The organism is Thermomonospora umbrina (assembly GCF_003386555.1).
Lineage (GTDB): Bacteria > Actinomycetota > Actinomycetes > Streptosporangiales > Streptosporangiaceae > Thermomonospora > Thermomonospora umbrina.
Genome location: NZ_QTTT01000001.1, coordinates 4,012,093 through 4,037,186 on the forward strand (window position 1 = coordinate 4,012,093; position 25,094 = coordinate 4,037,186).

The 25,094-nt window shown below is 72.4% G+C and carries 21 protein-coding genes; 14 read left to right on the forward strand and 7 right to left on the reverse strand.

The annotated features are described in order from the left end of the window. The first annotated feature begins 253 nt into the window (after nt 1-253). Genes DFJ69_RS17985 through tsaD form a run of 4 tightly spaced genes read left to right on the forward strand, consistent with a single transcriptional unit; the run spans nt 254 to nt 3,191 of the window. The gene (locus tag DFJ69_RS17985) at nt 254-949 is read left to right on the forward strand and encodes a hypothetical protein (protein ID WP_147312354.1); all 696 of its coding nucleotides are present in this window, start codon (nt 254-256) and stop codon (nt 947-949) included. Between the two features lie 42 nt (nt 950-991). Then, nucleotides 992-1,684, forward strand: a complete 693-nt coding sequence (tsaB, locus tag DFJ69_RS17990; RefSeq protein WP_116023672.1) for a tRNA (adenosine(37)-N6)-threonylcarbamoyltransferase complex dimerization subunit type 1 TsaB — start codon at nt 992-994, stop codon at nt 1,682-1,684. A gap of 17 nt (nt 1,685-1,701) precedes the next feature. Continuing rightward, complete coding sequence (gene rimI, locus DFJ69_RS17995; RefSeq protein WP_211328989.1) at nt 1,702-2,157, forward strand: ribosomal protein S18-alanine N-acetyltransferase; 456 nt, start codon at nt 1,702-1,704, stop codon at nt 2,155-2,157. After that, nucleotides 2,154-3,191: a tRNA (adenosine(37)-N6)-threonylcarbamoyltransferase complex transferase subunit TsaD gene (gene tsaD / locus DFJ69_RS18000; RefSeq protein WP_116023674.1), complete on the forward strand. Its 1,038-nt coding sequence runs from the start codon at nt 2,154-2,156 to the stop codon at nt 3,189-3,191. The genes rimI and tsaD overlap by 4 nt, the downstream gene beginning before the upstream one ends. A 122-nt stretch (nt 3,192-3,313) precedes the next feature. On the opposite strand, the gene DFJ69_RS18005 is transcribed toward tsaD, so the two are convergent. The 3 genes from DFJ69_RS18005 to DFJ69_RS18015 all read right to left on the reverse strand — a co-directional run bounded on the left by DFJ69_RS18005 (nt 3,314) and on the right by DFJ69_RS18015 (nt 7,636). Continuing rightward, nucleotides 3,314-4,264: a phosphotransferase family protein gene (locus DFJ69_RS18005; protein WP_116023675.1), complete on the reverse strand. Its 951-nt coding sequence runs from the start codon at nt 4,262-4,264 to the stop codon at nt 3,314-3,316. Nucleotides 4,265-4,448: 184 nt separating this feature from the next. Next, on the reverse strand, nt 4,449-6,002 hold the full coding sequence (locus DFJ69_RS18010; RefSeq protein WP_116023676.1) for an apolipoprotein A1/A4/E domain-containing protein: 1,554 nt from the start codon (nt 6,000-6,002) through the stop codon (nt 4,449-4,451). A gap of 386 nt (nt 6,003-6,388) precedes the next feature. After that, a complete protein-coding gene (locus DFJ69_RS18015; RefSeq protein WP_116026710.1) occupies nt 6,389-7,636 on the reverse strand; it encodes a class I SAM-dependent methyltransferase in 1,248 nt (415 codons plus the stop codon). Between the two features lie 251 nt (nt 7,637-7,887). Here DFJ69_RS18015 and groES point away from each other — a divergent pair, with 251 nt between their 5' ends. The 4 genes from groES (at nt 7,888) to DFJ69_RS18035 (ending at nt 11,725) form a co-directional block, all read left to right on the forward strand. After that, nucleotides 7,888-8,196 carry a co-chaperone GroES gene (gene groES, locus DFJ69_RS18020; protein WP_116023677.1) on the forward strand — a complete coding sequence of 103 codons (309 nt, stop codon included), beginning with the start codon at nt 7,888-7,890 and terminating at the stop codon, nt 8,194-8,196. Nucleotides 8,197-8,274: 78 nt separating this feature from the next. Then, nucleotides 8,275-9,894, forward strand: coding sequence for a chaperonin GroEL (groL, locus tag DFJ69_RS18025; protein ID WP_116023678.1), 1,620 nt, complete (start codon nt 8,275-8,277; stop codon nt 9,892-9,894). 341 nt (nt 9,895-10,235) lie between these two features. Further along, complete coding sequence (locus tag DFJ69_RS18030) at nt 10,236-10,835, forward strand: sigma-70 family RNA polymerase sigma factor (protein ID WP_116023679.1); 600 nt, start codon at nt 10,236-10,238, stop codon at nt 10,833-10,835. Further along, nucleotides 10,832-11,725, forward strand: coding sequence for a hypothetical protein (locus tag DFJ69_RS18035; RefSeq protein ID WP_116023680.1), 894 nt, complete (start codon nt 10,832-10,834; stop codon nt 11,723-11,725). The genes DFJ69_RS18030 and DFJ69_RS18035 overlap by 4 nt, the downstream gene beginning before the upstream one ends. 173 nt (nt 11,726-11,898) lie before the next feature. Here the strand turns inward: DFJ69_RS18035 and DFJ69_RS18040 are convergent, their stop codons facing one another. Then, a complete protein-coding gene (locus DFJ69_RS18040; RefSeq protein WP_116023681.1) occupies nt 11,899-12,288 on the reverse strand; it encodes a DUF5319 domain-containing protein in 390 nt (129 codons plus the stop codon). Nucleotides 12,289-12,527: 239 nt separating this feature from the next. On the opposite strand from DFJ69_RS18040, the gene guaB reads away from it, so the two are divergent. From guaB to DFJ69_RS18060, 4 genes are all read left to right on the forward strand, one after another. Continuing rightward, complete coding sequence (guaB, locus tag DFJ69_RS18045) at nt 12,528-14,030, forward strand: IMP dehydrogenase (protein WP_116023682.1); 1,503 nt, start codon at nt 12,528-12,530, stop codon at nt 14,028-14,030. A gap of 53 nt (nt 14,031-14,083) precedes the next feature. Next, on the forward strand, nt 14,084-15,205 hold the full coding sequence (locus DFJ69_RS18050; protein WP_116023683.1) for a GuaB3 family IMP dehydrogenase-related protein: 1,122 nt from the start codon (nt 14,084-14,086) through the stop codon (nt 15,203-15,205). A 105-nt stretch (nt 15,206-15,310) separates the two neighbouring features. Next, nucleotides 15,311-17,044, forward strand: a complete 1,734-nt coding sequence (locus DFJ69_RS18055) for a glycerol-3-phosphate dehydrogenase/oxidase (protein WP_116023684.1) — start codon at nt 15,311-15,313, stop codon at nt 17,042-17,044. Between the two features lie 52 nt (nt 17,045-17,096). Then, nucleotides 17,097-19,130 carry an NACHT domain-containing protein gene (locus tag DFJ69_RS18060; protein WP_147312355.1) on the forward strand — a complete coding sequence of 678 codons (2,034 nt, stop codon included), beginning with the start codon at nt 17,097-17,099 and terminating at the stop codon, nt 19,128-19,130. Here DFJ69_RS18060 and DFJ69_RS18065 read toward each other — a convergent pair. Beyond that, complete coding sequence (locus DFJ69_RS18065) at nt 19,094-19,732, reverse strand: phosphatase PAP2 family protein (RefSeq protein WP_116023686.1); 639 nt, start codon at nt 19,730-19,732, stop codon at nt 19,094-19,096. The two genes, DFJ69_RS18060 and DFJ69_RS18065, sit on opposite strands and share 37 nt — an antisense overlap. Nucleotides 19,733-19,818: 86 nt before the next feature. Continuing rightward, nucleotides 19,819-20,406, reverse strand: a complete 588-nt coding sequence (locus DFJ69_RS18070) for a TetR/AcrR family transcriptional regulator (RefSeq protein WP_245974438.1) — start codon at nt 20,404-20,406, stop codon at nt 19,819-19,821. 298 nt (nt 20,407-20,704) lie between these two features. On the opposite strand from DFJ69_RS18070, the gene DFJ69_RS18075 reads away from it, so the two are divergent. Continuing rightward, a complete protein-coding gene (locus DFJ69_RS18075; protein WP_116026711.1) occupies nt 20,705-22,270 on the forward strand; it encodes a succinic semialdehyde dehydrogenase in 1,566 nt (521 codons plus the stop codon). 23 nt (nt 22,271-22,293) lie between these two features. Further along, entirely contained in the window at nt 22,294-24,042 is a 1,749-nt protein-coding gene (locus DFJ69_RS18080) for a GMC family oxidoreductase (protein WP_116023688.1), read from the forward strand. A 48-nt stretch (nt 24,043-24,090) separates the two neighbouring features. Here the strand turns inward: DFJ69_RS18080 and DFJ69_RS18085 are convergent, their stop codons facing one another. Then, nucleotides 24,091-25,056, reverse strand: a complete 966-nt coding sequence (locus DFJ69_RS18085; protein ID WP_116023689.1) for a zinc metalloprotease — start codon at nt 25,054-25,056, stop codon at nt 24,091-24,093. Between the last annotated feature and the right edge of the window lie 38 nt (nt 25,057-25,094).

Here is a 25,094-nt window from a genome sequence, read left to right on the forward strand (position 1 = left end):
TTTCCCGTGATATGCCTTACTCTTTGCCGGAACGAACCTCACCTTCGTGCCACAGATCCAATACAGGGGTGAGTAACCGGTGAGTGGAAGCCATCGAAGCGGGGGCCACCGCGCCTCGGGCAGTGACCGAGGAACGGGCGGCGGTTACGGTCATGGGCGCCCGACGCCCGGCGCCTCCGGGCGCAGCGGCGCGCATCGCGACCGCGAGGGCTCCGGGCAGTACCCGCGCGGGGCCACCGGCAGCCATCGGATCGTGCAGAGCCGGGGGCCCCGACGTCGGCTCACCGCCGTGCTGCTGGGCGGCGTGGCCGGGGTCGGCGCGTGCGTCCTGGCCGTCTTCCTGATCCTCGGCGTGTCCGACGGCGGGGGCACCGGCGGGATCGCCAACAGCGGCGCCGACAGTGGTACGGGCGCCGGGCCCGCCAACGGTGAGCGCAGCGTCGTCCCGGACGCCTGCGAGACGGTCGGCGACGAGCTCGCCGGCGAGCTGGCCCCCGATGCCGACCGGACCCAGTCCGACTCGTACCAGGCCAGCGACCGGCAGAACCAGTGCGTGTGGGGCGCCTACACCGGCGAGAAGAAGCGGGTGCTGACCGTCGAGCTGCGGGCCGTCGCCGGTTCCGGGGGGGCCACCGGGGCGGACACGGCGAGCCGCACGTTCCAGGCCGAGCGGGACGCCGACCAGTCCGGCAAGTCGCTGCTGGACGGCCAGGAGCTGGACGACAAGCGCACCGTGCCGGACCTGGGCGACGAGGCGTACGCGGTGTACTGGGTCGACTCGGCGCAGAACTCCGGCGAGGCCATCGTCAACGTCCGACAGGGCAACGTCCTGATCACCGTGCACTACGGCGGCAGCAACGGCGACGACGGGCTCGGGGCCGACCCGGCCATCGACGGCGCCGTCGCCGCGGCCAAGGAGACGGCCGCCGCGCTGGCCTCCGGGGCCTGACCGGGCACGCCGCACGCCCCGACCGCGCTAGGCTCAGAAGCCGTGTTGGTCCTGGCTTTCGACACCGCCACCTCGGCGGTCACCGTCGCGCTGTACGAATGGATCCCCGGCGAGGGGGCACGGCGGCGTGCGCTCGCCGACGGCGTGGACGTTCGCCGCCACGCGGAGGTGCTGACCCCCGCGATCGCGGGGGTGCTCGCCGAGGCGGGCGCGGTCCCCGCCGATCTGAGCGCCGTGGCCGTGGGCGTGGGCCCCGGCCCGTACACCGGGCTGCGGGTGGGCCTGGTGACGGCGCGGGCCCTCGGCGAGGCGTTGCGCATCCCCGTCCACGGCGTCTGCTCGCTGGACGCGATCGCCTGGGCGTCCGGCCGCGACGCGCCGTTCGTCGTGGCGACCGACGCGCGCCGCAAGGAGGTCTACTGGGCCCGGTACGACTCGGCGCGGGTCCGGGCCACCGCCCCCGCGGTGAGCCCGCCCGGAGAGGTCGCGGCCGAGCTGGGCGTGAAGCCCGGGGAGCTGCCGGTGATCGGCGAGGGCGCGGCCCTGTACGCCGGGGAGCTGGGCGTCACCGGCGACCCCGGCCCGCTGCTGCCGTCCGCCGCCGCGTTGGCCGAGCTGGCCGTGACCCGGCTGGCGGGCGCCGACGGGCCGCCGCTGCTGTCTCCCGAGCCCCTGTACCTGCGCAGGCCCGACGCCCAGGCGCCCGGCCCCCGCAAGAAGGTGAGTCAGGGGTGACCGCCGTCCTGCGCGAGATGACGGGCGCCGACGTGCCCGCCGTGCTCTCCCTGGAGAACGCGACGTTCCCCGAGGACGCCTGGAGCGAGGACATGCTGCTCGGTGAGTTGGCCGAACAGCCGCGCACCAGGCACTACGTCGTGGCCGAGGAGCCGTCCGGCGCGATCGTCGGCTACGCGGGCCTGTCGGCCGCCGGCGGGCAGGGCGACGTCCAGACCATCGCCGTACGCGCCGACCGGCAGGGCCGGGGGCTGGGCGCCGCGCTGCTGACCGCCCTGCTGGAGGAGGCCGGGCGGCGCGACTGCGCCGAGGTCTTCCTCGAGGTCCGCGCCGACAACGACCGCGCCCGCGTCCTGTACGAACGCTTCGGCTTCGAACGGATCGGCCTGCGCAGGCGCTACTACCAGCCGTCCGGGATGGACGCGATCGTGATGCGCCGCACCGCCGCCGTCCTGAGGGGGAACGCCCGATGATCCGTGACTCCGAGCCCCTGGTCCTGGGCATCGAGACGTCCTGCGACGAGACCGGCGTCGGCGTCGTGCGGGGCACCACCCTGCTGGCCGACGCGATCGCCTCCAGCGTGGACGAGCACGCCAGGTTCGGCGGCGTGGTGCCCGAGGTGGCCTCCCGCGCCCACCTGGAGGCCATGACCCCCACCGTGGAACGGGCCCTGCTGGAGGCCGGGGTGGCGTTCGACGACGTCGACGCCATCGCGGTGACCGCCGGCCCCGGTCTGGCGGGGGCCCTGCTGGTCGGGGTGGCCGCCGCCAAGGCGTACGCGCTGGCGCTCGGCAAGCCGCTGTACGGGGTCAACCACCTGGCCGCCCACGTGGCCGTCGACCAGCTCGAACACGGCCCGCTGCCCAAGCCCTGCGTGGCCATGCTGGTCTCGGGCGGGCACTCCTCGCTGCTGCTCGTCCCCGACGTCGCCACCGACGTGCGCCCGCTGGGGGCCACCGTGGACGACGCCGCCGGCGAGGCGTTCGACAAGGTCGCCCGGGTGTTGGGGCTGGGCTTCCCCGGCGGCCCGGTGATCGACCGGATGGCCCGCGACGGCGCGTCCGCCGCGATCGCCTTCCCGCGCGGCAAGTACGACGACGGCACCCTGGACTTCTCGTTCTCCGGCCTGAAGACGGCGGTGGCGCGCTGGGTGGAGGCCCGGGAGCGGTCGGGCGAGCCGGTCCCGGTCGCCGACGTGGCCGCCTCGTTCCAGGAGGCCGTGGTGGACGTGCTGACCCGCAAGGCGCTGGCCGCCTGCCGCGAGCACGGCGTCAAGGACCTGCTGGTCGGCGGGGGCGTGGCCGCCAACTCGCGCCTGCGCGCCCTGGCCGCCGAACGCTGCGAGGCCGCCGGGGTCCGCCTGCGGGTGCCGCGCCCCGGCCTGTGCACCGACAACGGGGCCATGGTCGCCGCCCTAGGGGCCGAACTCGTCGCGTCCGGCGCCGTCCCGTCGGAGCTGGACCTGCCGGCCGACTCCGCCCTCCCGGTCACGACGATCAGGCTCTAGCTCACGGCCTCGCTGCGCTCGGCGGCGAGCGGGCCTTTGACGCGCTGCTCAACGGGCCCACGGTCGGGGTGTGGCGCCGGGCCCACGGTCGGGGTGGTGGGGCCCAGGGTGGTGGGGCCGGGTCAGTGGGTGGGGGTGCCCAGGCGGGCGAGGACGCCGGCGAGGTAGTCCTCGAGGAGGGGGACGTGGGCCTCGTCGAGGACGCGGTCGGGGCCCTCGGGCAGCAGGTCCAGGACGCTGTGCAGGTCCCAGTACGGGTCGTGCGAGTAGCCACCGGAGACCTGGTCGAACTTCTCCAGGAAGCGGTCGGCGGCGGCCGTCCCGTACCGGAGGGCGAGGCTCCAGCGCATCTGGGCGATGTCGATGGCGGGTGGGCCGTACGAGGCGCTGGACCAGTCGACGACGCCGGTGAGCCGCCCGTACGACCACAGGGTGTTGTCGGGCTGGTAGTCGCGGTGGATGAACCGCGGGGCGGCCTCCGGGGCCGGGCGCGCGGCCAGGTCGAAGGCGCGTTCCCACAGGGACGGACGGATCGCGTGGCGTGGCGGCAGACGCACGTCCAGCCGGTTGCGGGGGACGTACGGCGGCATCGTGGCGGCGCCGTGCAGGCCGTGCACGTCCAAGAGTGCGGCGGCGAGCTGGATGAGGTACTCGGGCAGGTCTCCGGGGCCGGGACGCGGTGGGTGACCGATCAGGCGCTCGATGAGCAGCGCGGGAGCCCCGCAGTAGGCCCCCGCCGGGTCGGCCGCCACCAGACCCGGGGTGGGCAGCTCGCAGCTCGCCAGCAGCGCCAGCGCGGCGATCTCCCGCTCGGGGGAGAACTCGGCCTCGCTGAGCGACCGGTCGCGGTCGGCCCAGCGGCGCAGCACCAGCCGCAGCAGGCTGCCCGACCCGGTCTCCACCAGCAGCGTGTGGTTGACGTGCGAGACCCCGCCGGCCAGCGGGCGGACCATCTTGACCACGGCGCCCGGGCCGAGGCACTGCTCGACCCAGCGCAGGGTCTCGGCCTCGAGGGGCCGGCCGTGCGCCTCCACCGCCGCTGCGGATGCCTGAGATCGGGTCACGAGGTCCATCAAAACGGATTCCGAACGGTATTGGGAGTGATTTTGCGAAGACGGAACGTAGTAAGGCGCACGTCATCGGCCTGTCCCGACCTTCGCCGGGCGGAGCGCGGGGCGGCCGGGGAACGAACGCGGGAGGGTCGTCAGGGGGCTCGGCCGCGGCGCCCGAAGACGGTGCGCGCCGCGGCCGGCCCCTTCACTCCTTGCCCTCGCGCCGCGGCCGCAGCAGCGCCTCGGCCAGCGCGAGCATCGTCTCCTCCAACGTCGCCAGCCGGCGCAGCACGTCCTCGTGGACCGCGCTCACCTGCTTGGCGACGTCCTCGTGGACGTGGTCGACCTTGCGCCCGACCTCGTCGCTGACGCCGTCGAACCGCTTGCCCAGCTCGAACTGCACCACGTCGGTGCGCCGGGAGAACTCCTGATGGACCACGTCGACCTGCCTCGCGAACTCCTCGTGGGCGCCCTGTACGGCGCCGCCGACATGACGGGTCACGTCGTCGCGGACGCCGTCCATGCGCCGGGTCACGTCCTCGTGGACGTTGTTCATGTGCTTGCTGACCTCGGTGTGCACCGACTCGACCTGCTTGGTGACGTCCTCGTGCACCGACTCCACCCGGCGGGAGACGATGTCGACCTGGGTGGTGAACTCCTCCAGGGCCGCGTCGACCCGACGGGTGACCTCCTCGTGGATCACCTCGATCCGGCGACGGGCCTCGTCGTTGACGGTCTCGAAACGGCGGGAGAACTCCTCCATCCGCTGGGCCACGTGGTTGGAGGCCGCGTCGGCGATGATCGACATCGCCTCCTTGACCTCCTCGCGGTCCGGTCGCGCCCGCAGCTCCTCGACCAGCGGGTCCACCGCGTCGTCCAGGCGCTTCTCCAGGGCGTCGAAGCGGTGGGTCTGGTCCAGCACGGGGCGCTGCGCCAGCTCGGTCAGCCGGCGGTGCACCTCGGCCATCTCCAGCACCGCGGGCAACTGCCCGATCCGCTGGTAGAGGGACTCGAACCGGTCGTCCACGCCCTCCATCCGCCCGGCCACGCCCTCCAGCCGGCCGTCCAGGCCGTCCAGCCGCCCGCCGATGCCCTCGACCCGGCCGTTGACCGCGTCGAGGCCGTTCTCCACCCGCTCGGCCGTCTCGGCGAACGAGCGGTCGACCCGCGCGGTGATCTGGCCGATGGAGTGCTCCAGCTTCTCCCCCCGGTGCCCGAGCTCGGCCAGCGCCTTGTCGAGCCGGTTGAAGCGGACCGAGGCGGCCTCCATGCTGCCCTGGAGCTTGTCCAGCCGCCGGGACATGTCGTCCATGCGCTGCGCGGACTGCTGGGTGGCGTCGGTGATGTGCTGGGCGGTGTCCATCATCACCTGGATGCGGGACAGGCCCTCGTCGACGTGCTCGGCCATGACCCCGACGTCGGCCCACAGCGCGGGCAGCTCGGCGACCGGCTTGACCCGCTCAGCGACCGCGTCGATGTGGGCGGCCAGGCCCTCGGCCCACTGCGGAGGCGTGCTCGACAGCCCGTCGACCTGCCCGCGCACCCCGTCGAGTTGACCGGTCAGCCCGCTGAGCTCGCGCTCCCGGACCTCGCGCAGCAGCCACTCCATGCCTTCCAGGCGCTGTCGGAGCTCGTCCAGGACCTGACCCTGTGAACGTGCCTCGAACACATGGTCCTGCGCCGCCCGGGCGAGCAACTCCCGCATCCGGTCGGAGACCGGCTGACCCCCCGTCTGCAGGAAGTTGTGATTCTTTTCCACCCGATGCTCCTTCGTGTGCCGCCCCCGAATTGATGCGTGCGGCATTGAATCCGAGGTGTCAACTGTAGTGGTCGGGCGACTCCCGAATTGGGCAGAGCAGGGAAACTTACGCTTCTGCTGAATGCGCCTGTTATCCGGGAGCGTCGGCGCATGGCCCGGACGGGTGAATTGGTCGCCTTGGGCCTTGATGTACGTGGTTGGACCGGCGGTGGCGCCCGGTTTCGCCGCAACGGTCCCCCGGTTCGGGGGCGCCGTGGGGACGGGATGCGGGGCCGACCGCGCTTCTCGCGCTTTCGCGCTCCTGTCCGGGGTGTTTGCGCTGTGTCGGAATCTATAGCGCTCGCGATACAGAAGAGTCGGCGGGCTTTACCTTCGCATTGCGCGTCCTAGATGTGCGCTTGGCGTTCCTCGGAAAGGGGGAGATCTTTGGGTCGGGCCAGCAGTGCCGTCGGGGCCCGCCCGACCCGGGTGAGCACCACCGTCAGCTCCGTCCCCCCGTGCCGGCGTCCCTTGCCGGCGAAGCCCAGGTCACGGCGGAGCCGGTCCACGTCCACCGCCGAGCCGCGCTTCTTGATGGTCAGCACGCCGACCTCCCGACGCCGCAGCTCCGCCCGCAGCCGCTTGAGCGAGAACGGCATGACCTCGTCGATCTCGTAGGCGGAGGCGAACGGCGTGTCGACCGGGGTGTCGCCGGTGACGTAGGCGATGTGCTCGTCCGCCAGCCAGCCCCCGACCGCTGCCGCGACCTCGGCGACGAGATGCGCCCGGATCACCGCCCCGTCCGGCTCGTACAGGTAGCGCCCCCAGGGCCGGACCGGCGGCGGGCCCAGCGCGTCGTCGGGGACCAGCGTCCGCACCCGACCTCGCCCGTCCAACAGCGTCGCCCGCCGCCGAACGGCCCCCGCGAGATCACCGACCCACAGCGCGGCCTCCTTGACGTCCCCCGCCACGGAGATCCATTCCGCCTCCGCACCCGCCGGGACGGCCTCGTGGGGGATGCCCGGCGCCACCTTGACACACCCGGCCGGCACCCGCCCGGCCAACTCCAACACCGCGTCGAGCGGCGGCTCGTACGCCCGGGGGTCGAACACCCGCCCCCGCGCCGTCCGCCGCCCCGGATCGGCGAAGACGGCCGCGAACCCCTCGGGTTCCTCCAACGTCGCGTCCCCCCGCCGCACCGACGCCACGTCGCGCAGCCCCAACGCCTCCACATTGGCCCGCGCCACCGCAGCCGTGAGCGGATCGAGTTCCACGCCCACGCCCGGGACGCCCGCACGCCCCCGCGCGACCAGATCGGCCCCGATCCCGCACCCGAGCTCCAGCACCCGGCCGCCGCCCGTCAAAGTTCGAGCAAAACGTTCCGCCCGATACGCCGCGACGGGGCCCCGCGTCGCCTGCTCCAATCCAGCCGGCGTGAAGTACATCCGCGCCGCGTCGTCCCCGAACTTCTCCCGCGCCCGCTCCCGCAACCGCACCTGCGTCAGCGCCGCCGCCACCAGCCCCGCCGGCCACCGCTCCCGCAACCGGGACGCCGTCCGCAGCAGCCCCGCCTCCCCGACATCCGCCCCGGCGGCCTCGACGAGCACCGCCTGCCCCACCGCGCCCAACAGCTCCTCGAACCCCTCCAGATCCACGAACCGAACGTAACGCCTGCCCGGTTCCGCCGAGCGCGGCGAGGCCGTCAACAAGCCGCGGGCCCGAGTTGACGAGGTAGGGGGGACGGAATAACCTCACGACTGGCACTCGACATGGGAGAGTGCCAATCAGCGACAAAGGTCGGTCTGGCACCCGCGACGACAGGCCGGTCCAGGGTCGCCTCTTCTGTCACATGTGCGGCCGGCCCCGTTCGAGGCCGGCCGAGGACCATCGAAGGGGAGGTCAGATCGTGACGACCGCCACCAAGGTTGTTCTCAAGCCGCTCGAGGACCGCATCGTCGTCCAGCCGCTTGAGGCCGAGACCACCACCGCGTCGGGGCTCGTGATCCCCGACACGGCCAAGGAGAAGCCGCAGGAGGGCACCGTCCTGGCGGTGGGCCCGGGCCGCGTCGACGACAAGGGCGCCCGCGTCCCGATCGACGTCAAGGTCGGGGACGTCGTCCTCTACAGCAAGTACGGCGGCACCGAGGTCAAGTACAACAACGAGGAGTACCTCGTGCTCTCGGCCCGCGACGTGCTCGCGGTCATCGAGAAGTAACCACCGACGTACCGATGCACCGCCCCGGCCGATCCCCGTTGTGGGCGGCCGGGGCGCGTGCGTGAGAGGACCCTTTCCATGGCGAAGATCCTGGAGTTCGACGAGGACGCGCGCCGGTCGCTGGAGCGTGGCGTCAACGCCCTCGCCGACGCCGTCAAGGTGACGATCGGCCCGCGCGGCCGCAACGTCGTCATCGACAAGAAGTTCGGCGCGCCGACCATCACCAACGACGGCGTCACCATCGCCCGCGAGGTCGAGCTGGAGAACCCCTACGAGAACCTGGGGGCCCAGCTCGCCAAGGAGGTGGCGACCAAGACCAACGACGTCGCCGGTGACGGCACCACCACTGCGACGGTGTTGGCCCAGGCGCTGGTCCGCGAGGGCCTGCGCAACGTGGCCGCGGGCGCCTCCCCGCTGGCCCTCAAGCGCGGCATCGACACCGCCGCCGGGTTCGTCTCCGACCAGCTCCTCAAGGCCGCCCGCGAGGTGGAGGAGAAGGAGGAGATCGCCCACGTCGCGACCATCTCCGCGCAGGACGCCCAGATCGGCGAGCTGATCGCCGAGGCGTTCGAGAAGGTGGGCAAGGACGGTGTGATCACCGTCGAGGAGTCCCACACGATGGGCCTGGAGCTGGAGTTCACCGAGGGCCTCCAGTTCGACAAGGGCTACCTGTCGCCGCACATGGTGACCGACTCCGAGCGCATGGAGGCCGTCCTGGAGGACGCCTACGTGCTCATCCACGAGGGCAAGATCTCCAACGTCCAGGAGTTCCTGCCGCTGGCCGAGAAGGTCGCCCAGACGAAGAAGCCGCTGCTCGTGGTGGCCGAGGACGTCGAGGGCGAGGCGCTGGCCCTGCTGGTCGCCAACAAGATCCGCGGCACCTTCCTGTCGGCCGGCGTCAAGGCGCCCGGGTTCGGCGACCGCCGCAAGGCGATGCTGGGCGACATGGCCGCGCTGACCGGCGGTCAGGTCGTCAGCGAGGCCATCGGCCTCAAGCTCGACTCGATCGGCGTCGAGGACCTGGGCCGCGCCCGTCGGATCACCGTCACCAAGGACGCCACCACCATCGTGGACGGCGAGGGCGACGCCGCCGACATCGAGGCCCGGATCCGCCAGATCAAGGTCGAGATCGAGAACAGCGACTCCGACTGGGACCGCGAGAAGCTCCAGGAGCGCCTCGCCAAGCTGGCCGGCGGCGTGTGCGTGCTGCGCGTCGGCGCCGCCACCGAGGTGGAGCTCAAGGAGAAGAAGCACCGCCTGGAGGACGCGATCTCCGCGACCCGCGCGGCCATCGAGGAGGGCATCGTCGCCGGCGGCGGCAGCGCGCTGGTGCACGTGGCCAAGGAGGGCTTCGACGCCCTCGGCCTGACCGGCGACGAGGCCACCGGCGCCGAGGCGCTGCGCCGCTCGCTGGTCGAGCCCGCCCGCTGGATCGCCGAGAACGCGGGCCAGGAGGGCTACGTCGTCGTCGCCAAGGTGACCGACCTGCCCGCCGGGCACGGCTACAACGCCGCCACCGGCGAGTACGGCGACCTCATCGCCCAAGGTGTCATCGACCCGGTGAAGGTGACCCGTTCGGCCGTCACCAACGCCGCCTCGATCGCCGGCATGCTGCTGAGCACCGAGGCCCTCGTGGTCGAGAAGCCCGAGGAGGAGGAGCCCGCCTCGGGCGGTCACGGCCACGGTCACGGCCACTGATCCGCCGACGAGCCGGCCGGTCCGGGGGGCGACCCCCGGATCCCCGAAGGTCCCCACCCGTTCGCGGTGGGGACCTTTTCGGTTCACGGGCCTCGGTTCCCGGGGGAACGCCGCCGAATGCAAATTGCGGAAAAACCAGGCGGATGCCCCGAGTATCGGCACCGTACGAGGCGGAATCATCGCGTTTTGTGAGATCGGCGGGGTCGACTCTGCACTGTGACCATTCCGTTGCCGTGCACAGTGGAGACAGGCCCGATTCCGCTGGGCATCATGCTCTACGTGACCGAGGGATGCTTCGCGGGGACCAGGACACGCGCGCTATCTGATCGGGGAGGCGTGCTATGACGAGCGAAGCCCGGGTCCTGCGCACGGCGGTGCGCCATGACGAGAGCGATCTGGGGGATCTGACCACCCTGGCCGTCCAGGGCGATCCGGGGGCCATCGAGGTGTTGATCGGGCAGGTGCGCCCGATGGTGGTGCGCTACTGCCGGGCCCGGCTGGGCCGGATCTCCGGGCAGTACCACATCGCCGACGACGTGGCCCAGGAGGTCTGCATCGCGGTGCTGTCGGCGCTGCCGCGCTACCGCGACATGGGGCGGCCGTTCGCGTCGTTCGTGTTCGGCATCGCCGCGCACAAGATCGCCGACGCGCTGCGGAGCGCGGTGCGGGCCGCGGTGCCCACCGAGGACCTGCCGGACGGTCCCGACGACCGCCCGGGGCCCGAGGAGACGGTGGTCCGCTACATCGAGGCGGAACGGGCCCGCGACCTGCTGACCCGGCTGCCCGACCACCAGCGCGAACTGGTGCTGCTGCGGGTGGTGGCGGGGCTGTCGGCGGAGGAGACCGGTAATGTGCTGGGCATGTCCGCGGGCGCGGTGAGGGTGGCGCAGCATCGGGCGCTGGCCCGGCTGCGGGCGATGGCCAGTGAGGAGTCGGCTTGACGGAACGGAGCGACGTCGCCCCGGATCCGGCCGACCCTCCGAGCGGCGGCGACACGCCGGGGTCGGCGTTCTGGAACCTGACCGCGGTTCGCCGCAGCGACGCGCTGATGGAGGCGTTGGCGGCGCGCGCGCCCCTGCCGCCCACGGACCGCACGGAACGGCCCGAGCGCGCCGACCCCGCCGTCCGACTGCTGCACGCGCTGGTCGCCGACGTGGACGCCGACACCCACCGACCGTCCGCCGATCGACGTCCGCGTCCGGTTCCGGCGACCGTCATCACCACGGTGCCCGCATCCGAGCCCGGTGCCGAGTCGGGTCGGGGCGGGCGGCATCGCAGGCCCCGCATGATCGTGGTGATCGGCGTGATGGGTCCGCTGCTGACCGGCGTGCTGGCGACCACGGGGGTCGCGGCCGCCCAGGGCGGGCTCTCCGACCGTCTGTCGCCGGGCCCCGGCGCGGGTGAACGCCACACGCGGGAGCGGGAGACCACGGTCGGCCTCCGGGTCCGGCGCGGCGGGCTGCGGGCGAGCTTCGCGTCGCGGCCGGTGCAGACCGCCCCCGTGGCGGACGCGGGCCCACGGCGGTCACCGGAGCCGCCGGCCGAGGCCGCGCCCGCCAGGCCCCGCCCCCGATCCGGTGAACGCCTGCGCGACCGGGACGGCGAGCAGCGTCTCGGCGGCGTCCGTCCGCACCCGAAGGACGAACTCGGCCCCCGACGGGCCCCCGCGCCCCCGCCCGGCGTCGACGACCCTCAGAGCCCCCGTTCCGAGACCCGACCGCGGAGCGTTCTGCCGTTCGCGGACAAGGGGCTGCGCGTGCCGCTGCTCCGGCGCGTCGTCGATCGAGGGAACGGCACCACCCGCGACCGCGGAACGGGGAACGGCCGCTAGGGCATGTCCCGACCCCTGAGCGCGGTACCGGGCGCGGGTCGGGAACGGACGCGGGGCGTGTTCCTGACCCCTGAGCGCGGTACCGGGCGCGGGTCGGGAACGGACGCGGGGCGTGTCCCGACCCCGGCGCCCGGACGCGATGGGTGCCCGCCCGCAGCACGGGGGGACCGCCGCTAGGGCGTGTCCCGTCCCTCTTCGCTGTCGATCACGCCGTCGACGTAGCCGCGGGCGTACTCCCAGCTCACGTAGTCGACCGGGTCGGGGGACAGGGCGGGCTCGTGCACGCGGGGCAGCCCCTCGTCCAGGAGGTGGCGCAGGTTGCCGTGCAGCAGCTCCCAGTCGATGTAGTGCTGCTTGCCGCAGTCTCCGCAGTCCACGGTGAGTCCGCGCACGCCCAGCGGCTCCAGCAGGGCGCGAAAGACCTCGAGGTCCGCCAGGTCGGCCAGCACGTCCTCGCGCTCGGTGACGCTCAGCGGGGCGGTCTCCTCGCTGGGGTCGCCGAGCGCCGCGGCCGGATCGTCCGGATCACCGGCGAACGGGTCGAGCGGGACATCATCGTGCACAACCCCACGCTACTGCGCGGGACGAGCCGGCGGTCAACCCGCCGCCGGAACGTTCTGCGGTCCGGATGTCCGGGGACTTTCCGGACTCCCGGGTGTGTTGTTTCTCGCAGGGGGACCCGGCGGTGGGCCCGCCCGGACCCCGGGTGGCGTCGACCGGCAGGTCCTACGATGGAGGGATACCGCCGTGACCAGGCCGGACCAGCGCCATCTGGGCCACCATACGACCGCGAAAGGTTGCCATGAACCCCGCTGCGGAGCCCGCCAAGTTCCTCCCACCGGGCCTGACGTTCGACGACGTGCTGTTGCTGCCGTCCTACAGCGACCTCCAGCCGGGGGAGGCGGACACCGGCACCCGGCTGAGCCGTAACGTCGGTCTGCGCATCCCGCTGGTGTCGGCCGCCATGGACACCGTGACCGAGGCGCGGATGGCCATCGCCATGGCCCGCCAGGGCGGCATCGGCATCCTGCACCGCAACCTGTCGATCACCGATCAGGCCGAGCAGGCCGACATGGTCAAGCGCTCCGAGAACGGCATGATCACCAAGCCGGTGACCTGCGGGCCGGACGCCACCCTGGCCGAGGTCGAGCAGTTGTGCGCCCGCTTCCGGATCTCCGGGGTGCCGGTCATCGACGCGGACGGCGTGCTGGTCGGCATCGTGACCAACCGCGACACCCGCTTCGAGAGCGACCCGTCCCGGCCGGTCCGCGAGGTCATGACGGCGATGCCGCTGGTGACCGCGCCGGTGGACGTCTCCAAGGAGGAGGCGTTCCGGCTGCTGGCGCACAACAAGATCGAGAAGCTGCCGCTGACCGACGCCACCGGACGGCTCCGCGGGCTGATCACCGTCAAGGACTTCGCCAAGAGCGAGCAGTACCCCGACGCCACCAAGGACGCCGACGGCCGGCTGCTGGTCGGCGCCGCCGTGGGGGTCGGCGAGGACGGCATCGCCCGCGCCCAGGCGCTGATCGAGGCCGGCACCGACGTGCTCATCGTGGACGTGGCGCAGGGCCACTCCAAGGGCGTGCTCGACACCATCTCCAAGATCAAGGCCAACACCCGGGGCGTGGACGTCATCGGCGGCAACGTCGCCACGTTCGCCGGCGCCCGGGCGTTGATCGAGGCCGGCGCCGACGGTGTCAAGGTCGGGGTCGGCCCCGGCTCCATCTGCACCACCCGCGTCGTGGCGGGTGTCGGCGTCCCCCAGGTCACCGCGATCTACGAGGCGGCCCGCGCGGCACGTCCGGCCGGGGTCCCGGTGATCGGCGACGGCGGCCTGCAGTACTCCGGCGACATCGCCAAGGCCATCGCGGCGGGCGCGTCCACCGTGATGCTGGGCAGCCTGCTGGCCGGGGTGGAGGAGTCCCCCGGCGAGCTGATCTTCGTCCATGGCAAGCAGTACAAGTCGTACCGGGGCATGGGCTCGCTCGGCGCCATGCGCAACCGCGAGCGCGGCAGGTCCTACTCCAAGGACCGCTACTCCCAGGCCGAGGTCGGCAGCGAGGACCAGCTCATCCCCGAGGGCATCGAGGGCCAGGTCCCCTACCGCGGCCCGCTGTCGGCGGTCTCCCACCAGCTCGTCGGCGGCCTGCACCAGTCGATGTGGTACGCCGGGACGCGGACGATCCCCGAGCTGCAGGAGACCGGGCAGCTCATGCAGATCACCGCCGCCGGCCTCAAGGAGAGCCACCCCCACGACGTCCAGATGACCGTCGAGGCCCCCAACTACCAGGGTCGCTCCTGAGCGCTGAGATGATGCTCTCGGCATGAACAGCGCGCGGACATCGAGGGAGACCAGTGGCCGGAGAGGTTGAGATCGGGCGGGGCAAGACGGGGCGGCGGGCGTACGCGTTCGACGAGATCGGCATCGTGCCGTCGCGCCGCACCCGTGACCCGGAGGAGGTCAGCGTCGCCTGGCAGATCGACGCCTACCGGTTCGAGATGCCGCTGGTCGTGGCCCCGATGGACAGCGTGGTCAGTCCGGGCACCGCGATCGCCATCGGGCGGCTCGGCGGGCTCGGGGTGCTGGACCTGGAGGGTCTGTGGACCCGGTACGAGGACCCGGCGCCGCTGATGGCCGAGATCGCCTCGCTGGACGACGCGCGCGCCACCCGACGGCTCCAGGAGGTCTACATGGAGCCGATCAAGGAGGAGCTGATCGGCCGCCGGATCGCGGAGGTCCGAGAGGCGGGTGTGACGGTCGCGGCGCGGCTGTCCCCGCAGCGCACCGCCCAGTTCCACAAGGCGGTGATCGACGCCGGGGTGGATCTGTTCGTGATCCGGGGCACCACGGTGTCCGCCGAGCACGTGTCCGGGCGGGCCGAGCCGCTCAACCTCAAGCAGTTCATCTACGACCTCGACGTTCCGGTGATCGTCGGCGGCTGCTCCACGTACACGGCGGCGCTGCACCTGATGCGGACGGGCGCGGCCGGCGTGCTGGTCGGGTTCGGCGGCGGTTCCGGGCACACCACCCGGACGGTGCTGGGTGTGGCGGTGCCGATGGCGACCGCGGTCGCCGACGTGGCCGCCGCGCGCCGTGACTACATGGACGAGTCCGGCGGCCGGTACGTCCACGTGATCGCCGACGGCGGCATGACCAACAGCGGCGACATCGCCAAGGCGTTCGCCTGCGGCGGCGACGCCGTGATGGTCGGCTCCCCGTTCGCCCGTTCCACCGAGGCGCCGGGGCGCGGCTACCACTGGGGCAGCGAGGCGCACCACGGCGAGGTGCCGCGCGGCACCCGGCTGGAGCTGGGCACGATCGGGACGCTGGAGCAGATCCTGTTCGGCCCGTCGCACGTGGCGGACGGGTCGATGAACCTCATCGGCGCGCTGCGCCGTTCGATGGCCACCGCCGGGTACACCGAGCTGAAGGAGTTCCAGCGGGTGCAGGTGGTCGTCGCCCCGACCGTGCCGTGACGGGGTGACCCTCACCTCTCCCCGGTGACCAGTGGCTCCGATCGGGTACGGACCCTACTGTTGGGTAAGTAGCTCGTGGACGTTCGGTACTGGGGGGCTGAAGCGATGACCGGATCTCCGATCACCGGGCTGGGGACCTCGAGGCTGGGGCCCGTGGAGCGTGCCGAGGCCCTGGACCGGATGGCGATCGAGGAGTTCGACGTCGTCGTCGTGGGGGCCGGCATCGTCGGAGCGGGTGCGGCGCTGGACGCCGCGACCCGCGGGCTGTCGGTGGCCGTCGTGGAGGCCCGCGATTTCGCGTCGGGCACGTCGTCGCGTTCGTCCAAGCTGATCCACGGCGGGCTGCGCTATCTGGAGCAGTACAACTTCGACCTGGTCCGCGAGGCCCTGACCGAACGCAGCCTGCTCCTCCAGCGCATCGCGCCGCATCTGGTGCGGCCCGTCCCGTTCCTGCTCCCCACCACCCACCGCGTGTGGGAGCGGGGGTACCTCGGGGCGGGTGTCGCGTTGTACGACCTGTTGTCCCTCCAGATGGGTAACACGCGCGGTGTGCCCCACCACCGGCACCTGACCCGCCGCAAGGCCCTCAGGCTCGCGCCGGCGCTGCGCAAGAGCGCGTTCGTCGGGGCCATCCAATACTGGGACGCGCAGGTCGACGACGCCCGTTACGTGATGACCGTGCTCCGCACCGCCGCCGAGTACGGCGCGCGGGTCGCCTCCCGGACGCAGTGCGTGGGGTTCCTGCGCGAGGGCGAGCGGGTGACCGGGGTGCGCATCCTCGACCTGGAGTCCGGCCACAAGCGCGAGGTGCGCGCCCGGCAGGTCGTGAACGCGACCGGGGTGTGGACCGACGACATCCAGGACCTCGTCGGCGGCCGCGGCCAGATCCACGTCAAGGCGTCCAAGGGCGTCCACCTGGTGGTCCCCAAGGACCGCATCCACTCCTCGACCGGCCTCATCCTGCGTACCGAGAAGTCGGTGCTGTTCGTCATCCCGTGGGGTCGGCACTGGATCATCGGCACCACCGACACGGCCTGGGACCTCGACAAGGCGCACCCGGCCGCGTCGCGGGCCGACATCGACTACGTCCTGGACAAGGTCAACGAGGTCCTGGTGACGCCGCTCAACCACGACGACGTCGAGGGCGTCTACGCGGGGCTGCGGCCGCTGCTGACCGGTGAGACCGACGAGACCTCCAAGCTGTCCCGCGAGCACGTGGTCGCGCATCCGGTGCCCGGACTGGTGCTGGTCGCGGGCGGCAAGTACACGACCTACCGGGTGATGGCCAAGGACGCCATCGACGCGGTGGTGCACGGCCTGGACGGCAAGATCGCCGAGTCCTGCACCGACCGCGTCGCGCTGGTCGGCGGTGAGGGCTTCCCCGCCATGTGGAACTCCCGCCACCGGCTGGCCGCCCGCTCCGGCCTGCACGTCGCCCGCATCGAGCACCTGCTCCAGCGCTACGGCACCCTGGTCGACGACCTGCTCCAGGTCATCGCCGAACGCCCCGACCTGGGCAAGCCCCTCACCGGAGCCGACGACTACCTGCGGGCCGAGATCGTGTACGCGGCCTCGCACGAGGGGGCCCGGCACGTGAACGACGTGCTGGCCCGCCGCACCCGCATCTCCATCGAGGCGTGGGACCGGGGCGTCGGCGTCGCCCGGGAGGCCGCCGAGCTGCTGGCCCCCGTGCTGGGCTGGTCGGCGGAGCAGGTCGAGCGCGAGGTGGAGTACTACCGGGCGCGGGTCGAGGCCGAGCGCGCCTCGCAGACCCAGGAGGACGACCAGGAGGCCGACGCCCGCCGCCGCGGCGCCCCGGACATCGTGCCCACCTACTGACTCTGTGTACTAGGACATGGTCGGAGAGTGATCGTTCCTTTACCCTGGCGGCATGGGTGCGCGGGGTGGCGGCGGTGGCAGGGGTTGGCTGGTGTCGTTCCTGACCTCGGTGCTGCTCCCCGTCGTGGTGGGGCTGGCGGTCGAGCCGCTGGAGGGTTGGGGCACGCGGTACGGCCTGGTGCTCGGTGTCGGCGCGCTGGTGATCTTCGCGGTGATGACCTGGCTGATGGGGCGGCAGGACGTGCCCGGCCACGCGGGTCTGGAGGAGGCCGCCGACGAGCTGGCGGAGTCCGTGCGGCAGAGCTGGGGCGTCGAGGCGCGCAGGCGGCGGCTCGGCTCCGGGGACGATCTGCTCACGTTCGCCTGGCGACCGGCCGGGGGAGGGGTCGCCGCCCGGTCCGCGCAGGAGCATCTCGACGAGTGCGCGCTGCGGGGCATTCCGGCGCTGGTCGAGGCGTACTCCCGGGTGCCGTCCAAGCGGCTCGCGATCATCGGTGAGGCGGGCCTCGGCAAGACCTCGCTGGCGCTGCTGCTCACCCTCGGTCTGGTCGAGCGGCGTCGGCGCCTCGGTGACGGACCCGTCCCGGTCAAGCTGTCGGCGGCCACCTGGGACCCGCTCCGCGACGACCTGCTGGACTGGATGGAGGCCCGGCTCGCCGAGCAGTTCGTGTTCCTGCGCGGCGCCCGGTACGAGCCCGGCACGCCCCGGCGGCTGCTGACCGCCAAGCTGGTGCTGCCGATCCTGGACGGGCTCGACGAGCTGCGCACCAACGGCGGGGAGACCCGGCGCAAGGCCGTCGAGCAGATCGCCGAGGTGGTCGACTCGCTGTACGGGCTGGTCGTGACCTGCCGGGCCGACCAGTACACGGCGGCGGTGCGGGAGGGCGGGCCGATCCCCGAGACGTCGGTCGCGGAGCTGCTCCCGCTCGACGTGGACAACGTGGTCGACTACCTGGAGCGGTCGGCGGCCGACGGCGATCGTTGGGAGCCCCTGTTCGAGGGGCTGCGCCGCGACCCGCACGGTGACGCGGCCACGGTGCTCTCCACCCCGCTGATGGTGTCGCTGGCCCGCGACGTCTATCGGCGCGGGGAAACGCGTCCGGAGGAGCTGCTGACCCTGCCCTCCACAGCGGACATCGAGCGTCATCTGGCCCGTGAGCTGCTTCCCGCGAAGTTCCCGGACCTGCCGCGCTCGTCCCGGCGCGGCGGTTGGCACGGTGCGGACGTCCGCCGGTGGCTCGGGTTCCTGGCCGCCGAGATGGAGCACCGCCGTGAGCGTGAGATCGCCTGGTGGCGGCTGCCGAGGCTGGCCGGACGCCCGCACCGGGTGCTGGCCGGCGCGGTCAGCGGGCTGGCCGCCGGGGCGACCGCCGCGCTGACGGCGGGGGGAGCGGCCTGGTTCGCCTGGGGCCGGAGCTGGGGCCTGGCCGCGGGAGCGGTGGGGTGCCTGGTCTTCGGCGTGCCGCTCGCCGTCAAGGCCGCCCGGAACCTGCCGCAGCCGTCGGAGATGCAGTTCGGCGGTCGGGGGCGGCTGCCGGTCATGCTGCAGGGCGCCCTGTTCTCCTCGCTGGCCGGGGCCGTCGCGGGCTGGCTGGTGGGCGGCGCCGACCGCGCCGTGCTGGTGGGGGCGATCATCGGCGTTCCGCTCGGGCTGGCCTACACCGGGGCGCAGCCGGACGCGACCGTGCGGCTGGCCAGTCCCCGTGTGCTGTTCCGGCGGGACGCCTGCGTGGTCGTGATCTTCGGCGCGGCGTACGGGCTGAGCAGTTGCGCGGCGGCCTGGCTGTTGATCGGGCCGCTGATCGGGGGAGTCCTCGGCGTCTCCAGCGCGCTGTGCGGCGGGCTGCTGTACGGGCTGCCGTGGTGGCTGGCGCTGCGGTCGAAGCGGACGTCGGGCCTGGTCGCCTCGGCGCACCTGGTCCTCTACACGCTGATCCTGGCCCCGCAGGGGAAGTCACCGTGGCCGTGGCGGCTGATGGCGTTCCTGGAGGAGGCCCGCGACCGTGACGTGCTGCGGCAGGTGGGCCCGGTGTACGAGTTCCGGCACTCCTATCTGCGCAAGGTGCTGGCCGAGTCGTCGCCCTGAGGCCGGACGATCCTCGCGGAGACGAGGCAGGCCAGGGACGCCACCGTGAGCCCGGCGAGCATGTCGGCGATGTAGTGCTGGTGGACGAACAAGGTGGACGCCATGATCAGCGCGCACCAGGCGGCCACGTACACCCCGAGCCGCCGGTGATAGCGCAGCCAGTGCACGGCGATGATCAACGCGAACCCGGTGTGCAGGCTCGGGAAGCAGTTGTAGGCGTCGTCGTTCCCGTAGACCATGCGCAGGGTCGCCGCGAAGACGTCGTCGCCGGTGACCTCGGGCCGGGCCACGTGCGTCTGCGCGAACACGTAGAACAGGTAGGCCACGACCAGCAGCAGCACCCCGGCGAGCAGGGCCGACTGCGCCAGCCGTACCGCGGTGAACAGGAACAGCAGCAGCGTCAGCGGCCCCAGCGCCAACGCCGAGACGTACGGGATCACCAGTTCCTCGACCAGCGGGATGCGCTCGTCCAGCGGGGTCTTCGGCGACCAGCGCGCCGGGCCCTCGTTGAGCGGGCCGTACAGGGTGAACAGGCCGGCGAGCACCGCGAGCAGCGCCAGCGCCACCACCAGGTCCCGCCGGTCGCCCGGCCGCGCCGTCATCGCTCCCCTTAGATCCCGTCCGATGCGTGGGGACAGGCTAGGGCGGTACGACCGCCTTGCAGGGGAATGTGACGGGATAGGCCGGATCAGGTCACGGCGGCCCCGAGGATCAGTCGCAGACCGGTGGCGTACAGGTCGGCGGGGACGCGGTCGGGGTCCATCAGATGCTGGAAGGCCAGCCCGGTGCCCAGCGCCAGCACGAGGGCCGCCCGGTGCTCGGCGGGGACGTCGTCCGCGTCGGGCAGGGTCTTCGCCAGGTCGCGGCGGCGCTCGTCGTACCACTCGGCCATGCGCCAGCCCGCCGCGTAGTCGCGCATCCCGTAGAGCCACAGCTCGACCAGCAGCATGGCCGGCAGTCGGGCCTCCTCGGTCGGGAAGCAGTGCCGGTAGCGCTCGCCCGGTGACTCCGGCTCGTCGTCGCCCGGCTCCCGGTGCGCCCCGTCGCCCCCGCCGAGACCGGCGTGGGTGTAACGCTCCAAAAGGGCCAGCAGCAGATCGGTCTTCCCGGTGAAGTTTGAATAGACCGCGCCCTTGGTGAGCCCGGCGGCGGAGGCCACGTCGTCGAGGGACGCGCCATGGATGCCGCGTTCGGCCCAGAGCCGCTGTGCCGCCTCCAAGAGCGCCTCCCTCGTGTACTCGCGTCGTTCCCGCCGTGTGACCACCCCTCGGGGCACGCGCACCCCCCTGCGGCCGCCTCCGGACCCGCGTCCGTGCGCGCCGTCGGTCCTGTTGTGGCCCCCCTGGACACCGGCCATCCGGATGCCTCCCCGCCTCGCCTCGCCTGCTCGATTACGGAATACACCGCCCATGCATGGTCATTCCGCTGGTTGCGCAACCTGTGGCTGATGGAACGGTCCATTCGGCCTGGTCCGGCCTTTTTCCGGGAATCCGGCGCGCGAGACCCAGATCACCGCGAACACGTGGTTACCTGTGGGTAGCCGGCGATGGCCGGCGGGTCATATGGTGCATGGCATGGCAACGCCCACCGCCTCCTTGAGGACGCTCGCGCCCACCCTCATCGAGCGGCTGTCCTCTCGAGTGACCGCCGACTCGGGCGCCACCACCACCATCCCTGCGCCGTTCACCGGCGAACCGCTGGCCACTCTTCCGCTGACCGGCGCCGACGACGTCCACACCGCCTACGCCAAGGCCCGGGTCGCCCAACGCGCCTGGGCCGCCCTCCCCGTGCGGGAACGGGTCAAGCCGTTCCTGCGCCTCGTGGACGCCCTGGTCGACCGGCGCGAGGAGATCCTCGACGTCATCCAGCTCGAGACCGGCAAGGCCCGCCGCCACGCGTACGAGGAGTTCCTCGACGTGGCGATGTGCTCGCTCTACTACGCCCGGCGGGCCGGCAAGATGCTCAAGCCCAAGCGGCGGCAGGGCGCGTTCCCGATCGCCACGCGCACCGTCGAGCTGCGGCACCCCAAGGGCGTGGTCGGGCTCATCTCGCCGTGGAACTACCCGTTCGCCCTCGGCGCCAGCGACATCGTTCCGGCGCTGATGGCCGGCAACGCGGTCGTCCACAAGCCCGACACCCAGACCTGCCTGTCCAGCCTGTGGGTGCTCGACCTGCTGATCAGTCTCGGCCTGCCCAAGGACCTGTGGCAGATCGTGCTGGGCGACCCCGCCGAGATCGGCGACCCGCTGCTCGACAACGCCGACTACGTCGCGTTCACCGGCTCCACCCGGGGCGGCAAGGCCATCGTCGAGAGGATCGCGCCCCGGCTGATCTCCTACTCGATGGAGCTCGGCGGCAAGAACCCCATGCTGGTCCTGGAGGACGCCGACCTCGACCGGGCCGCCCGCGGCGCCGTCCGCGCCTGCTTCACCAACGCCGGTCAGTTGTGCATCTCGGCGGAACGCCTGTACGTCCACGAGCGGATCTACGACGACTTCCTGACCAAGTTCGTCGCCCGGGTCAAGGACATGAAGCTCGGCACCGGCCTCGACTTCGAGGCCGAGATGGGCTCGCTGACGTACGAGCGCCAGTTGGAGGTCGTCACCCGGCACGTGGAGCAGGCGGTCAAGGAGGGCGCGACGCTGCTGGCCGGCGGCAAGGCGCGACCCGACCTCGGCCCGCTGTTCTACGAGCCGACCGTGCTGGCCGACGTGACCGGCGACATGGAGCTGTGCGCCACCGAGACGTTCGGCCCGGTGGTCAGCGTCTACAAGTTCTCCGACGAGGACGCGGCCATCGAGCGCGCCAACGACACGCCCTACGGGCTCAACGCCTCGGTGTGGACGCGCAACGTCGCCCGCGGCCGCCGGGTCGCCGCCCGCATCCAGGCCGGCACCGTGAACATCAACGAGGGGTACGGCTCGGCGTACGCCTCCTACGACGCCCCGATGGGCGGCATGAAGCAGTCCGGCGTCGGACGCCGCCACGGCTCCGAGGGCCTGCTCAAGTACACCGAGGCCCAGACGGTGGCCAGCCAGCACTTCATGGACCTGGAGCCCCCGCCCGCGCTGGGCTACGACAGGTACGCCAACGGGTTGGCGACCGCCATCAAGCTCATGAAGCGCTTCAGGCTTCGATAGCAGGACGGGAGAGCGACCAGGCCATGGAGTTCGACTTCGATGTGCTGATCGTGGGGTCGGGATTCGGCGGCAGCGTCTCGGCGCTGCGGCTGACCGAGAAGGGCTACCGCGTCGGGGTGGCCGAGATCGGTCGCCGCTTCGACGACCCGGCCGGAGCCCCCGGCGCCCGGCACGGCGCGCTGCCCAAGACGTCCTGGCGCGCCCGGCGCTACCTGTGGGCGCCGGGGCTGGGCATGACCGGCATCCAGCGGATGCACGTGCTGCGCGGCGAGAAGGGCAGCCGGGTGCTGGTCCTGGCCGGCGCGGGCGTCGGCGGCGGGTCCCTCGTGTACGCCAACACGCTGTACGAGCCCCTCCAGCCGTTCTACGACGACCCCCAGTGGAAAGAGATCACCGACTGGCGGGCCGAGCTGGCGCCGCACTACGACCAGGCCAAGCGGATGCTGGGCGTGGTGGAGAACCCGACCATGACCGCCGCCGACAAGGCCATGAAGCGGGTCGCCGAGCGGATGGGCCGGGGCGACACGTTCCACCGCACCCCCGTCGGCGTGCTGTTCGGCGACGCGCCCGGCGAGGAGGTCGACGACCCGTACTTCGGCGGGGTCGGCCCGCGCCGCCGCAACTGCACCGAGTGCGGCGAGTGCATGACCGGCTGTCGGCACGGCGCCAAGAACATGCTCACCGAGAACTACCTGTACCTGGCCGAGCGGGCGGGCGCCAAGGTCATGGCGATGACCGGCGTGCGCTCGGTGACCCCGCTGGAGGGTGGCGGGTACGAGATCGAGCTGGTCCGCACCGGCTCGCTGGGCCGCGGCCGGCGCACCGTCCGGGCCGAGCAGGTGATCTTCGCGGCCGGCACCTACGGCACCCAGAAGCTGCTGCACCGGATGAAGGCCACCGGCCGGCTGAACCGGCTGTCGGACCGGCTGGGCGTGCTCACCCGGACCAACTCCGAGGCGATCCTGGGCGCCGAGCGGTTCCGCCGCAAGGGCGACGACCACACCAAGGGCGTGGCGATCACGTCCTCGTTCCATCCCGACGACGACACCCACATCGAGCCCGTCCGCTATGGCAAGGGCTCCAACGCGATGTCCCTCATCCGTTCCGTGCTGATCGACGGGACCGCCGAGGACGGCTCCGGCAGGGCCCCGCGCTGGCTGAAGATGATCAAGTACGGGTTCACCCACCCGTGGGACGTCCCCCGGCTGTTCAACAATCGGCACTGGTCCGAGCGCATCGTGATCGCGCTGGTCATGCAGGTGAAGGACAACTCGATCACGGTCCGGCCGCGCAAGGGCGTGCTGGGCTGGACGCTGCGGGCCGGGCGGGGGCACGGGGAGCCGAACCCCACCTGGATCCCCAAGGCGCACGACGCCACCCGCAAGCTGGCCGAGGAGGTCGGCGGCATCGCGGGCGGGACCTGGCTGGACCTGTTCGACATCCCCACCACCGCGCACTTCATCGGCGGCTGCGCCATCGGCGCCTCGCCGGAGAACGGCGTCATCGACCCCTACCACCGGGTCTACGGGCACCAGGGCCTGCACGTGGTGGACGGCTCCGCGATCTCGGCCAACCTGGGCGTGAACCCGTCCCTCACGATCACCGCCCAGGCGGAGCGGGCCATGTCGATGTGGCCGAACAAGGGCGAGGAGGACACCCGTCCCGCCCTCGGCTCCGCCTACCGACGCCTGACCCCGGTCGCCCCGAAGAACCCCGTGGTCCCCGTCGCGGCCCCGGCCGCCCTCCGCCTCCCGATCGTCGAGATCACCTGACACCCCCCGTCGGCGGGTCGGCCACCACCGGCCCGCCGCCCGACGTCGTCACCGCGACTCCTGAACGACCGCCCGCGGAGCCGGCCCCCGATCGACGCGGTAGGCCGTCCACACGTCGTGCATGCGGTCGCCCTGGCCCTGGGTGAACTCGCTCATGCAGTGGTCGTGCGAGTAATCCATGAAGTTGTGGATCGGGTCGGCGTCCCCTCCCGGGCAGGTGTCCTTGTGGAGGGGGCAGCCGTCGGTCGGCAGGTTCTCGGGTGAGGTGTCGGGCACCCGGTCGCCCGGGTCCCGGCAGCCGTTCTGGAACGTGTGGTAGAGCCCGAGCCAGTGGCCGACCTCGTGGGTGGCGGTGAATCCGCGGTCGAAGCCGGGGATGGTGCCGCCCGGCAGGCTCTTCGTGTGGACCACGACCCCGTCCATGGCGGGCGTGCTCTTGTAGAGCCAGGGGAACGTCGCCCAGCCCAGCACCTGGTCGCCGAGGTCGGCGCTGTACAGGTTGAGCGTGCCGGGGCCCCCCTTGCGGAGACGCTTCTTGAAGTCGGCCTCATGGCGGGTCGGGTCGGCGTACCAGCGGGGCTCGTCGGTGCGGGTGACCTCCCGGAGGACGAAGTCGAACCGGGTGTCCTCGCCCCCGAGCGTGCCGTCGTAGGACGAGTCGAGCGCCCGGATCTGCCGGTCGATCTGCTCGTCGGTCAGATTCCCGGCGGGCCCCGAATGGAGCACGTGGAAGTTCACGGGCACCGTCACCCGCGTGGGCGGGTTCGACCGATGACGGCCGCGCAACCCGCCGAGCAGCTTGGCCAGCTCGCGTTCCACCTTCGCGGCCTGTGCGGGCGTCAGCTCGTTGCGTTCGGGGTCCCGGCCCTCGCCCGGGCGCAGCCGCGCCTGAGCCGGGGGACAGTCGTCCGCGCCGGGCCGGCCCACGGACACGCGTGAGGGAGCGGACGGGTGCTGGGGAACGGCGGCGGTGGCGAGGAGGCAGACGGCGAGCACGGCGGTGAGCGGCTTCACGATGCTCCAGGGGGGCTGGTAACGGGGGGCCGCAGATC

What these genes read in the sequence shown, in the direction of transcription:
- rimI (WP_211328989.1), top strand. Translation starts at nt 1,702, where the DNA reads ATGACGGGCGCCGACGTGCCCGCCGTGCTCTCCCTGGAGAACGCGACG.
- tsaD (WP_116023674.1), top strand. Translation starts at nt 2,154, where the DNA reads ATGATCCGTGACTCCGAGCCCCTGGTCCTGGGCATCGAGACGTCCTGC.
- DFJ69_RS18005 (WP_116023675.1), bottom strand. Translation starts at nt 4,264, where the DNA reads ATGGACCTCGTGACCCGATCTCAGGCATCCGCAGCGGCGGTGGAGGCG.
- groL (WP_116023678.1), top strand. Translation starts at nt 8,275, where the DNA reads ATGGCGAAGATCCTGGAGTTCGACGAGGACGCGCGCCGGTCGCTGGAG.
- DFJ69_RS18030 (WP_116023679.1), top strand. Translation starts at nt 10,236, where the DNA reads ATGACGAGCGAAGCCCGGGTCCTGCGCACGGCGGTGCGCCATGACGAG.
- guaB (WP_116023682.1), top strand. Translation starts at nt 12,528, where the DNA reads ATGAACCCCGCTGCGGAGCCCGCCAAGTTCCTCCCACCGGGCCTGACG.
- DFJ69_RS18055 (WP_116023684.1), top strand. Translation starts at nt 15,311, where the DNA reads ATGACCGGATCTCCGATCACCGGGCTGGGGACCTCGAGGCTGGGGCCC.
- DFJ69_RS18060 (WP_147312355.1), top strand. Translation starts at nt 17,097, where the DNA reads ATGGGTGCGCGGGGTGGCGGCGGTGGCAGGGGTTGGCTGGTGTCGTTC.
- DFJ69_RS18065 (WP_116023686.1), bottom strand. Translation starts at nt 19,732, where the DNA reads ATGACGGCGCGGCCGGGCGACCGGCGGGACCTGGTGGTGGCGCTGGCG.
- DFJ69_RS18075 (WP_116026711.1), top strand. Translation starts at nt 20,705, where the DNA reads ATGGCAACGCCCACCGCCTCCTTGAGGACGCTCGCGCCCACCCTCATC.
- DFJ69_RS18080 (WP_116023688.1), top strand. Translation starts at nt 22,294, where the DNA reads ATGGAGTTCGACTTCGATGTGCTGATCGTGGGGTCGGGATTCGGCGGC.